The 10,843-nt window shown below is 73.0% G+C and carries 9 protein-coding genes and 1 riboswitch; of the genes, 4 read left to right on the top strand and 5 right to left on the bottom strand.

Translation table 11 applies throughout. The annotated features are described in order from the left end of the window. Window positions 1-148: 148 nt before the first annotated feature. Window positions 149-1,090, bottom strand: coding sequence for a LysR family transcriptional regulator (locus tag EV190_RS17415; RefSeq protein WP_133742641.1), 942 nt, complete (start codon window positions 1,088-1,090; stop codon window positions 149-151). A gap of 139 nt (window positions 1,091-1,229) precedes the next feature. Here EV190_RS17415 and EV190_RS17410 point away from each other — a divergent pair, with 139 nt between their 5' ends. Next, the gene (locus tag EV190_RS17410) at window positions 1,230-2,516 is read left to right on the top strand and encodes a pyridoxal phosphate-dependent aminotransferase (protein WP_133742640.1); all 1,287 of its coding nucleotides are present in this window, start codon (window positions 1,230-1,232) and stop codon (window positions 2,514-2,516) included. A 141-nt stretch (window positions 2,517-2,657) separates the two neighbouring features. Here EV190_RS17410 and EV190_RS17405 read toward each other — a convergent pair whose 3' ends face one another. Beyond that, window positions 2,658-3,827 carry a glycosyltransferase family 4 protein gene (locus tag EV190_RS17405; RefSeq protein WP_133742639.1) on the bottom strand — a complete coding sequence of 390 codons (1,170 nt, stop codon included), beginning with the start codon at window positions 3,825-3,827 and terminating at the stop codon, window positions 2,658-2,660. Window positions 3,828-4,079: 252 nt separating this feature from the next. Here EV190_RS17405 and EV190_RS17400 point away from each other — a divergent pair, with 252 nt between their 5' ends. Continuing rightward, a complete protein-coding gene (locus tag EV190_RS17400) occupies window positions 4,080-4,340 on the top strand; it encodes a DUF6457 domain-containing protein (protein WP_133742638.1) in 261 nt (86 codons plus the stop codon). 199 nt (window positions 4,341-4,539) lie between these two features. Next, on the top strand, window positions 4,540-5,952 hold the full coding sequence (locus EV190_RS17395) for an alanine/glycine:cation symporter family protein (protein WP_133742637.1): 1,413 nt from the start codon (window positions 4,540-4,542) through the stop codon (window positions 5,950-5,952). Between the two features lie 57 nt (window positions 5,953-6,009). Here EV190_RS17395 and thiD read toward each other — a convergent pair whose 3' ends face one another. Beyond that, complete coding sequence (gene thiD / locus EV190_RS17390; protein ID WP_133742636.1) at window positions 6,010-6,822, bottom strand: bifunctional hydroxymethylpyrimidine kinase/phosphomethylpyrimidine kinase; 813 nt, start codon at window positions 6,820-6,822, stop codon at window positions 6,010-6,012. Next, window positions 6,811-6,919: riboswitch (TPP riboswitch) on the bottom strand. It overlaps the preceding gene by 12 nt. Window positions 6,920-7,132: 213 nt before the next feature. Here thiD and EV190_RS17385 point away from each other — a divergent pair. After that, window positions 7,133-7,834 (top strand): DedA family protein, encoded by a 702-nt coding sequence (locus EV190_RS17385; protein ID WP_133742635.1) that lies wholly within the window; start codon window positions 7,133-7,135, stop codon window positions 7,832-7,834. 104 nt (window positions 7,835-7,938) lie between these two features. Here the strand turns inward: EV190_RS17385 and EV190_RS17380 are convergent, their stop codons facing one another. Both EV190_RS17380 and EV190_RS17375 read right to left on the bottom strand, forming a co-directional pair. After that, on the bottom strand, window positions 7,939-8,988 hold the full coding sequence (locus EV190_RS17380; protein WP_133742634.1) for a serine/threonine-protein kinase: 1,050 nt from the start codon (window positions 8,986-8,988) through the stop codon (window positions 7,939-7,941). A 48-nt stretch (window positions 8,989-9,036) separates the two neighbouring features. After that, window positions 9,037-10,704 (bottom strand): acyl-CoA synthetase, encoded by a 1,668-nt coding sequence (locus EV190_RS17375; RefSeq protein WP_133742633.1) that lies wholly within the window; start codon window positions 10,702-10,704, stop codon window positions 9,037-9,039. Window positions 10,705-10,843: the final 139 nt, after the last annotated feature.

Genomic DNA, 10,843 nt, shown 5'->3' with positions numbered 1-10,843 from the left:
CTCCCCCCCGCCCCCCCGGCCTCCGTGGTGCGCCGCGCCCGGGCGCCCCACCGCCCCCCCGCGGGGGGGGGCCGGCCGGGGGGGGGGGGGGGGCGGCCGGGCCCCCCCCCCCCCCCCCCCCGACCACCGGGACGAGGGACGAGGGGCACTAGGACGGGGCTCCGCCGATCTCGGCGTCGAGGACGCGTTCGACGTCCCTGACGGCTTCGCGCAGGGCGGTGAGGGTGACGTCGATGGCGGGGCGCCGAACGCTGCTGGCGCGGACGACGGCGTAGACGTCGCGGACCGGGGCGCCGGGGAGGCGGCGGTGGACGAGGCCGGGAGCGGCCGAGGTGAACGAGAGCGAGGGCACCGCGGCGATGCCCAGGCCGCGGGCGACCAGGCTCATGATGGTGCCGATCCCCTCGAACTCCCAGGCCGCGCCGGGGGCGCCGTCGACGTCGGCGAGGAGGCGGTCGATGGCGGTGCGGGAGGGCTCGCCCAGAGGGGCGGTCACCCAGGACTCCTCGCACAGCGCGGCCAGGTCGACCGGGACCGCCGGATCGGCCAGGCGGTGACCCTGGGGCACCGCGAGCACGAGGGGGTCGCGCAACAGCAGGTAGTGCCGCAGGATGCCCGCCGCGCTGTCGGGTGTACGGCCCGTCCAGTCGTCGACCAGGGAGATATCGGCCTCGGCGGTGCGGACCTGGCGGGTGCCGCTGCCCTCCGTGGTCTGGCGCAGCACCAGCTGCACGCCCTCGTGGGAGCGCAGGCTGTGCGCGAGAGCGGGGGCGAAGGCGACGGCCGCGGTGGGGAACGCCGTCATGGTGACCAGCCCCCGGGGAGTGCCGTTCTGCGCGGCCAGCACCGACTCGGCGGCCTCGACCATCGCCAGGATCTGCTCGGCGTGCTCCAGGAGGAGCCGTCCGGCGTCGGTCAGCTCGGCGCTGCGGGCGGTGCGGTCCAGCAGCTGCGCGTCGACCTCCCGCTCCAGCGCGGACAGCTGCTGGGACACCGCGGACGGGGTGTACCCCAGCGCGGCGGCGGTCGCGGCGATCGTGCCGTGACCGGCGAATTCGTACAGCAGTTGGAGCCGTCTCAAATCAAGCATAAGTTCACCTTACGCCTTCCATCGGAAAGACTCGCTTGTGCTAATGGATGGATGTGGGCACTGTGGGCAGTGTGAAACCGGTAGGCCCAGGCCGGGGTCGTACCACGTGATCTTTCGATCAAGCGGAGTTGATTCCTCCATGTCCGTCACCGTTTCCGCGACCCTCGCAGTCAACGAAGCACTCGTCCGCAGGCGCCGCCAAGGGCTCCCCGTCCTACCGATGGGATTCGGGGAGGCGGGCCTGCCCGTGATCCCCGTGATGCGCGACGCGCTCGCGGCCGGAGGCGGCCAGAACGCCTACGGACCCGTCGCGGGCCTGCGCGAGCTCCGCGAAGCGGCCGCCGGATACTGGCGGCGCCGGAACCTGGAGACCGACCCGGACCAGGTCGTCGCGGGCCCCGGAAGCAAGCCGCTGCTGTACGCGCTGCTGCTGGGCATCGGCGGCGACGTCGCCATCGCCGCGCCGAGCTGGGTGAGCTACGCGGCCCAGACCCAGCTGGTGGGGCACCGTCCGTTGTTCGTGCCGACCCTGCCCGCCCAGGGCGGCGTCCCGGATCCCGGGCTGCTGGCCGAGGCCGTCACCAGGGCCCGGTCGGACGGGCGCGACGTGCGCGCGGTCATCGTCACGAGCCCGGACAACCCCACCGGCACCGTCGCGTCGCGCGGCACCGTCCGCCGCCTGGCCCGGGTCGCGCGCGAGCTCGATCTGGTGGTCGTCTCCGACGAGATCTACCGCGACCTCGTGCACGACCCCGCCACCGTCGTGCACAGCCCCGCCGAGTTCGCGCCCGAACGCACCGTCGTCACCACCGGGCTGAGCAAGAGCCTCGCCCTGGGCGGCTGGCGGATCGGCGTCGCGCGCCTTCCCGAGGGCGACATCGGACGGCGCCTGCGCGCCGACCTGCTGGGGGTCGCCAGCGAGATCTGGTCCAGCCCGGCGGGCCCGGTCCAGCGGGCCGCGGCCTACGCCTTCGGCGAGCCCGCCGAGATCACCGACTCCATCGCCCGGAGCCGCCGCCTGCACGGCATCGTCGCGCGGGCCGTCGCCGACCGGTTCGCGGCGGTCGGGGCGACGGTCGTCGCCCCTCAGGCCGCCTTCTACCTCTACCCGGACTTCGAGTCCTGGCGCGGGTTCCTCGCCGCCGACCACGGCGTGACCACGGGGCGGGGGCTGGCCGGGCTGCTGCTGGAGCGCTACGGGATGGGCGTGCTCCCCGCGGTGGAGTTCGGCGAGGACGCCGGGGCGCTGCGGATGAGGGTGGCGACCAGCCTGCTCTACGGGGACACCGAGGCGCAGCGCCACACCGCGCTGGCCGCCGGGGACCCCACGGCACTGCCGTGGATCCGCGCCCACCTGGACCGCCTCGACGAGGTGCTCGACGGGGTGCGCGGCGGAGACCGCGCGCTGTCCGCCGCGGCGGGCTGACACGGACGCGGTCGTGGCACAGGGGGACCGGTCATAGCGGAAGGGACTGGTCCGCCCCGTGCCATCCCGGCCAGCGTAACGCCATTCGCCCGACAAAAGAGAAACCGGGCGCGTGGCGGAGGCCGGAACCGGGGAGGGCCGTCAGGCGGCGGGCGAGCCGGACCGCCGGACGAGGCTGTCGCTGGACGCGGTGACCTCCCGGTAGTGCTCGACGAGGCGGTCGTTGACCGAGGCCCAGGTGCGTTCGCGCACGCTCGGCCGGGCCGCGGCCGCGAGCCGGGCGCGCAGTTCGGGGTTGTGGACGAGCCGTCCCGCGGCCAACCGCAGTTCGCGGACCGAATCGGGCGCGTACAGCAGCCCGTTGCGCCCGTCCCGGACCAGGTCCAGCGGACCGCCCGAGGCCGGGGCCACCACCGGGACACCGGAGGACAGCGCCTCCTGGACGGCCTGGCAGAAGGTCTCGTCGGCGCCGGTGTGCACGAACACGTCCAGGCTCGCGTACAGCCGGGACAGCTCGGCGCCGGTGCGCTGGCCGGTGAACACCGCGTCGGGGAGCCTGCGGCGCAGCCTGGCCCGGTCGGGGCCGTCCCCGACCACCACCAGCCGGACCCCGCGCAGCTTCTGCACCTGGGCGAGCAGGTCCACCCGCTTGTCGCGGGCCAGCCGTCCGACGTAGCCGACGATCACCTGCCCGTCGGGGGCGATCCGCCGCCGCAGCGCCTCGTCGCGGTGGGCGGGGTCGAAGCGATCGCCGTCCACCCCGCGCGGCCACAGGTTCAGCCGGGGGAACCCCTGGGCGGCGAGCGTCCGCAGGGTCGCGGTGGAGGGGACGAGGGTGCGGTCCACCGCGGAGTGGATCCGGTTCAGGTAGGGCCACAGCACCCCGGCCGCGGGGATGCCGTAGCGGCCCGCGAACCCGACCAGGTCGGTCTGGAAGACGGCGACGGTCGGCAGCGCCCAGCGCCGGGCGACCTCGACGGCGGCGTGCCCCAGTAGCGCGGGCGAGGCCAGGTGCACCACGTCGGGTGCGAAACCGCGCAGCGCGGTCGTCATCAGCCGGCGGGTGGGCAGGCCCGCGGAGAAGGAGCGGTAGCCGGGCAGGGAGACCCCGGGCAGCCGGATCACGGGGAAGCCCGCGTAGTGGGCCGGACCCGGTCCGGGAGCGATGATCACCGCCTCGTGCCCGGTGGCGGCGAGGTGCTCGGCGACCCGGCAGACCGAGTTGGTCACGCCGTTGACTTGGGGGAGGAACGATTCGGTCACGATGGCGACACGCAGCGGAGTCGCGTCGGACAGAAGGGTGGGGGACACGGGCTTCTCCACGGGGCGAGGGTGTGGCGCAGCCTTACCCCGCTGACGCTAGGCGGCGCGCGTGAACCGGCTCCGCTCGCCGGGTGAACGCCCGGTTGAAGCCGGTGGACGGGCCGCGGAGGACGCGGAACGGCAGGAGGACGGCCGGTGAAGGGGAGGCGGTGCGCCGTCGCGCGTCCCCGGGCGGTGGCCGTGCGCGGCACTGGCACTATTGACGACCGGGAAACGCTGTCGTGTGAGAAGGAGGCCCCGGTGACCCTCACCGAATGGGCGCGGCTGGTCTGCGCCGAACTGGAACTGGCCGACGAGGTCGACCAGAAGGACGTGGAGCGCGTCCTCGACCTGGCCCGGGACGCCGCGCACTCGGTCGCCCGCCCCGCTGCCCCGCTCACCACGTACCTGCTGGGAGTCGCGGTGGGCCGGGGCGCCGAGCCGGACGCGGCGGCCGCCGCGCTGAGCCGTCTGGCGCTGGCCCGGGAGGAGGCCCGGGGGGAGGCCGAAGAAGGCCGTTGAGAGGCCGGAAGGGTCACGGCAGATGAACCCGGGGTGTGTGTCAAACGTAACTTCATGGTGACGAAACGGTGCGAATCTGTGCGTGCGTCGGTGTCGCGCCCCCCGCGGCACTGGCTTTCGTGACCATTCGTCAGAGAACCAGAAGTGAAGGTGGGACCGGGGCCGGTCCCGCGACCCGAACCGAACAGGAAGCGCCTCCATGGAGCAACTCCAGGGCATACTCGACGAAGTCTCCTCCGTGGTCTGGGGACCGTTCGTCCTCATCCCGCTGCTGCTGCTGACCGGGTTGTTCCTCACGATCCGGCTCGGCGGGCTGCAGTTCCGCGTGCTGTTCCACGCGCTCTACCTCGCCCTCGTCAAGCGCAAGGAGGGCGACGACGTCGAGGGCGACATCTCGCACTACCAGGCGCTCAGCACGGCGCTGGCCGCCACGGTCGGCGTCGGCAACATCGCGGGCGCGGCCCTGGCCATCGGCCTGGGCGGTCCCGGCGCGCTGTTCTGGATGTGGGTGACCGGTCTGCTGGGCATGGCCACCAAGTACAGCGAGGCCCTGCTCGGGGTGAAGTACCGCCGCAAGGACGCCAAGGGCGAGCAGAGCGGCGGCCCGATGTTCTACCTCAGGCACGGCGTCGGCGGCGGGTTCGGCAAGGTCCTGGGCCTTCTGTTCGCCCTCTTCGGCGCCGTCGCGGCGTTCGGCATCGGCAACATGACGCAGGCCAACACCGTGGCGGCCCAGCTGGACAGCGTGTGGTCCGTCCCCACGTGGGCCTCCGGCGCGGTGATGGTCGTCGTCGTGGGCGTGGTCGTGCTCGGCGGCATCAAGAGCATCGGCCGGTTCGCCTCCGGCGTCGTGCCGCTCATGATCGTGGCGTACGTCGCGGTGTCGGTCGCCGTGCTCATCGCCTACGTCGGCGAGATCCCGGCCGCGCTCGCCCTGGTCTTCACCGACGCCTTCACCGGACAGGCGGCCGCGGGCGGCCTGCTCGGCTCGGGCCTGCTGTACATGATCCAGATGGGCGTGGCGCGGGGCATCTTCTCCAACGAGTCCGGTCTGGGCACCGGCGGCATCGCGGCGGCCTCGGCGAAGACCGACCAGCCCGTCCGCCAGGCGATGGTCTCCATGACCCAGACCTTCATCGACACCATCATCGTGGTCAGCATGACCTGCCTGGTCATCATCGTCACGGGGGCCTGGCAGCAGGGCGACCGCGAGGACGGCTCGCTGATGACGTCCTGGGCCATGTCCGAGGGCCTGTCGCAGATCTCGCCCGCGCTGGGGCCGCTCGGCGGCTACGTCGTGGCGATCTCCGTCATGTTCTTCGCGTTCACCACCCTCGTGGGCTGGTGCTACTACGGCGAGCGCTGCATGGACTACCTGGTCGGCCGCGTCGCCGTGGTCCCCTTCCGGCTGCTGTTCACCGCCGTCGTGTTCGTCGGCGCGACCACCGAGCTCAGCCCCGTGTGGGCGTTCAGCGACATCGCCAACGGGCTGATGGCGCTGCCCAACCTGGTCGGTCTGCTGCTGCTGTCTCCGGTCGTGGTCGCGGAGACGAAGAAGTACTTCGCCGACCCGAACTGGCGCAACCCCGACATGGTGGACGTTCGCTCCTGACCGCAGGACACCGGGAAGGGGGCGCGACCGAACCGGTCGCGCCCCCTTCCCCGCGTCTCAGCCCCCGGCGCCCCACCAGGAGTGGAAGTGGTGGACCGGGCCCCTGCCCTTGCCGACGTCCAGGGTGTCGGCGTGCCGGAGCGCCTCGGTGAGGTAGGACTTGGCGTCGCGGACGGACTCGGACCAGGTGGCGCGCTGCGGACGCAGCGCCGCGATCGCCGAGGACAGCGTGCAGCCCGTGCCGTGCGTGTTCCTGGTGGCCACCCGGGGGGCGGTCAGCGTCTCGGGCGCCGCGTCGGCGGAGAGCAGCAGGTCGGTGCTGGTGTCGCCGTCGAGGTGGCCGCCCTTGAGCAGCACCCGTCGGGGGCCGAGGGCGAGCAGTCGCTCGGCCTGGTCGCGCATCGCGTCCAGGCCGGCGGCCTCGGCCTCGCCGAGCAGGTCGGCGGCTTCAGGAAGGTTGGGGGTGACCAGGGCGACGCGCGGCAGCAGTTCGGTGCGCAGCGCCTCGACCGCGTCGGCGGCCAGCAGCCGGTCCCCGCTCTTGGCCACCATCACCGGGTCCAGCACCACGTTGGGGAGCGCGTAGGCGTCGATCGCGGCGGCGACCACGTCGATGACGCCGGTGTTGGACAGCATGCCGATCTTGACCGCGTCCACCCGCACGTCGGTCAGCAGGGTGTCGAGCTGGTCGCGCACGAACGACGCCGGGACGTCGTGCACCCCGGTGACCCCGGTGGTGGTCTGCGCGACCAGTGCCGTCACCACGGTCATGCCGTATCCGCCCAGCGCGGAGAACGCTTTCAGGTCGGCCTGGACGCCCGCCCCGCCGCTGGGGTCGGTTCCCGCGATGGACAGGATGTTGAAGCTCAAGGACGTCCCTCCGCTAGCGTTACCTAGATCAGGTCCACGGGTGTCTTCTCAGCCGGTCCGCTCTTCCCGGGACATGTCGGCACCCCGCGTCCATAGCGAAGGCTAGCAACGAGGCCAGGTCCCGGGCGAGACGCGGGGCTGGGAGCGGATGGTAACCTCGGTGCGATCGCGCCCCTCCGACCGGGAACACCGGTTGTCAGCCCGTGTGCGGGGGCGCCTCCCTCTCCGCGTTGGGCACCACGCCTCTCCTGTGTCGTGCCCGCTCCGCACCCTTCCCGCCGCATAGAGATGACTGGGGAATATGGCGTTCATGGAATGGTCCTTGCCGCTCGCGAGCGGTGTGGCGGAAACGACGGCGGTCGACCCCTCCCACGAGTACGAGGGCTTCATCGGGTGGGTGCTGGGCCTGATGACCACGCTGGGGGAGCCCGGTGTGGGCCTGGCGCTGCTGATCGAGACGTTCTTCCCGCCGATGCCGAGCGAGGCCGTCCTCCCGGGCGCGGGCTTCCTGGCGTACGACGGCCAGATGAACGTGTGGCTGGCGATCCTGTGGGCCACCATCGGCTGCCTGGTGGGCAGCTGGGGCTTCTACGGCATCGGCGCGCTGCTGGGCCGGGAGCGCACGCTGTGGCTCGTGAAGAAGACCCCGCTGCTGGAGGTCGAGGACTTCTACAAGGCCGAGCGCTTCTTCTCGCGGTTCGGCGGCCTGGCCGTCCTGCTCGGGCGGTGCGTCCCCCTGGTGCGCAGCTTCATCTCCGTCCCGGCCGGGATCGAGCGCATGCCGCTGCTGAAGTTCTCCCTCTACACCGTCATCGGCAGCGCGGTGTGGAACGCCCTGTGGATCGGCCTGGGCTACGGTTTCGGCCCGGCCATCAAGCCGGTCCTGGAGCAGTGGAGCGGCGTCATCAGCAACGCGGTGGTCGTCATCATCGGACTGCTGCTGCTGTGGTTCGTGATCGTCCGCGTCATCAAGATCATGCGCTCCCGCTCGGCCCCGGAGAACGTCGCCTAGCACGGTGGCCTCCCCGCTGATCGTGACCTTTCCGGGGTCCCGACCGCATCCGAGACCCCGGAAAGGTCACGATCAGCGAGGGACGGGCCCGCCGACGGGGCCGTTCAGGGGAACAGCACGGCGGCCAGCCACTCCACCAGGAGGGGGGCCAGGATCAGGGTCACCACTCCGGCGAGCAGCGGCAGCGCGATCTTCCACCAGCGGAAGCCGCCCGCGCGCGGGGCCGAAGGAGTGCCGGCGCCCATCGCTCCCATGGTGATCCGGGGCCCCGGCGGCAGAGCCGTGCGCGGCGGGACCAGCGCGGAGACGTCGAGCCGGGTGGGCGTTCCGTCGCCCGGGCGCGTGCCCGCGATGACCGAGGCCAGCGCCGCGTCCAGGGCCGGTCCGGTCAGGCGCTGCCCGGGGTCGCGCTGGAGCATCCCGTTGAGCACGGGCCGCAGCGCGCCGGCGCGCTGGGCCGGGTCAGGGTAGTCGTCGAGCACCGCGGTGAGCCGTTCGGCGTCGGACGGGCGCTCGTACGCCGAGCGGCCCTCCACCGCGTAGTACAGGGTCGCCCCCAGCGACCACTGGTCCGAGGCGGCGGTCACCGTCCCGTCGGAGACCCGCTCGGGAGCCATGTAGCCGGGTGAACCGGGCAGCTTCCCGGTGAGCGTCAGCCGCTCCTCCGAATCCGAGACCGCGATCCCGAAGTCGGTGAGCACCGGCCGGCCGTCGGGCAGCAGTAGGACGTTGGCGGGTTTGACGTCGCGGTGCAGCACCCCCGCCGCGTGCGCGGTCCGCAGCGCGGACAGCAGCTGCCGTCCGATCTCGGCCACCCGGCGGGGCGGCAGCGCCCCCTCCTCCCGCACCACCTGCTCCAGGCTGCGCCCGCGCAGCAGCTCCATCACGATCCAGGGGCGGTCGTTCTCCCGCACCACGTCGTGCACGGTGACGATGGAGGGGTGGTTCAGGCCCGCGCAGATGCGGGCCTCGCGCATGGTGCGGCGCAGCAGCTCGGCGCGGGTACCCGGTTCCAGCGCGGGGGAGACCCGGACCTCCTTGATCGCGACGTCCCGGCTCAGGACCTCGTCCTCGGCGCGCCACACGGTGCCCATGCCGCCGTGGCCGATGGGCTCGACCAGGCGGTACCGGTCGGCGAGTATCCGCGGGGACATATCTCAAAACGATAGCGCCGACGTCCCGCCGCCGCATCGGGGTCGGGATCACCTCCCGGGCGCGCGCACCGGTTCGCGGGCGACTCTTGACGCCCACCGGTAGTCCTGTTTGCCCACCGCCGTCCGCTTGACCTCGTCCACCACCCGGATCGTGCGCGGCACCTTGAACCCGGCGAGCCGGGTCCGGCAGAAGTCCCGCAGCTGCTCGTCGCTGGGCCGGTGCCCCGAGGCCAGCGCGACCACGGCGGTGACCCGCTGTCCCAGGCGCTCGTCGGGGGCGGCGACCACGATCGTGTCCCGCACGTCCGGGTGCGCCTTGAGGACCGACTCGACCTCTTCGGGGTAGACCTTCTCCCCGCCGGTGTTGATCACGGCGGAGCCCCGGCCCAGCAGTTCGATCGAACCGTCCGCCGAGACGCTGCCGTAGTCGCCGGAGAGCGCCCAGCGGCGGCCGTCGGCGTCGACGGGGAAGGTCTGCGCGGTCTTGACCGGGTCGTTGTAGTACCCCAGCGGGATCCGGCCGGTACGGGCGATCCGGCCGATCCGGTCCGACCCCGGGGGGAGCGGCCGCAGCCGGTCGTCCAGCACGGCCACGGTCGCGCCCATGGAGAAGCGCCGCGCGCCGGCGGCCGTGCGCGAGGCCGACCCCGCGACGGAGGCCCCGCACACACCGGTCTCGGTGCCCCCGTAGCTGTCGTTGAGGACGACGTCAGGCCGCCACGCCCGCCACATCTCGCGGACCACCGAGGTGAGCGGGGTGCCGCCGGAGTTGACCGAGGTCAGCTCCCGGCACCGCGCGGGGCCGGCCAGCAGCTCCTGGACGATGGGGCGCGCCATCGCGTCGCCGACGCACTGCAGGATCTGGACGCCCTCGCGGTCAGCGAGGTCCACGACCCGGGCGGGGGAGAAGGCGCGGTCGGTGTTCAGCACCACCGTCGCCCCCCTGAACAGCATGCTCAGCGCGTTCCACTGGCCCGCGGCGTGCATCAGCGGTCCCAGAACCAGCATCCGCCTGCTCGGACATCGCGCGGCCCTCTCCCCCGCGTCCGCGTCGTCCGCGGCGCGCGGCGCGCCGGTCCGGCGGCGCTCCAGCGCCACCCGGAAGATGTCCTCCTGGCGCCACATGACGCCCTTGGGGTACCCGGTGGTGCCGCCGGTGTACAGCATGTACAGATCGTCGCCGCCGGTCGGGGGGAGGTCGGAGGCCGAGTCCGCGGCCGCGGCCAGCGCGCGCTCGTAGTCCGCGCCCTCCGCGGGAGCGGCGTCGCGGTCGTCGTCCAGGAGCACCACGTGGCGGAGGCGCGGAAGCCCGGCGCGCACCCCGGCCACCGCCCCGGCCAGCGAGCGCTCGGCGATGAGCGCGACCGCGTCGGCGTCGTCCAGGACGTAGCGGAGCTCGGCCGCGACGTACCGGTAGTTGACGTTCACCGGGACGGCTCCGGCGCGCCACACGCCGAACACCGCCTCCAGCCACTCCGCCCGGTTGAAGGACAGGATCGCGACGTGCTCGCCCGGGGCGATCCCGGTGTCGATCAGGTGCCTGGCCACGAGAGTGGCCCGGGCGTCGAGTCCGGCGTAGGAGAGGCGGCGCGCGCCGGCGATGACGGCGAGCCGGTCCGGCGCGGCGGCGGCCACCGCCGACAGCAGCCCGGACAGCGAGAAGTCCGACGCGCGGCGAAGGCCGACGCCCGTCTCCGGCGTTCGCGTTTCGATCATCATGCGCCCCTTGATCACGGTGTTACCCCTGGGCGGGTATGAGGACCGATCCTGCATGTATGGCGCGGGTCACGTCGGGTCGGGGTCGGTTAACGCGACGGTCCCGACCGTGTGCGTGAAGATCCTGGTCGGAGGGGTT

Origin of the sequence: Actinorugispora endophytica (assembly GCF_004363075.1) — a bacterium.
GTDB lineage: Bacteria > Actinomycetota > Actinomycetes > Streptosporangiales > Streptosporangiaceae > Actinorugispora > Actinorugispora endophytica.
The sequence above is the reverse complement of the archived record's forward strand: the minus strand, read 5'-3'. Positions and strand labels throughout refer to the sequence as shown.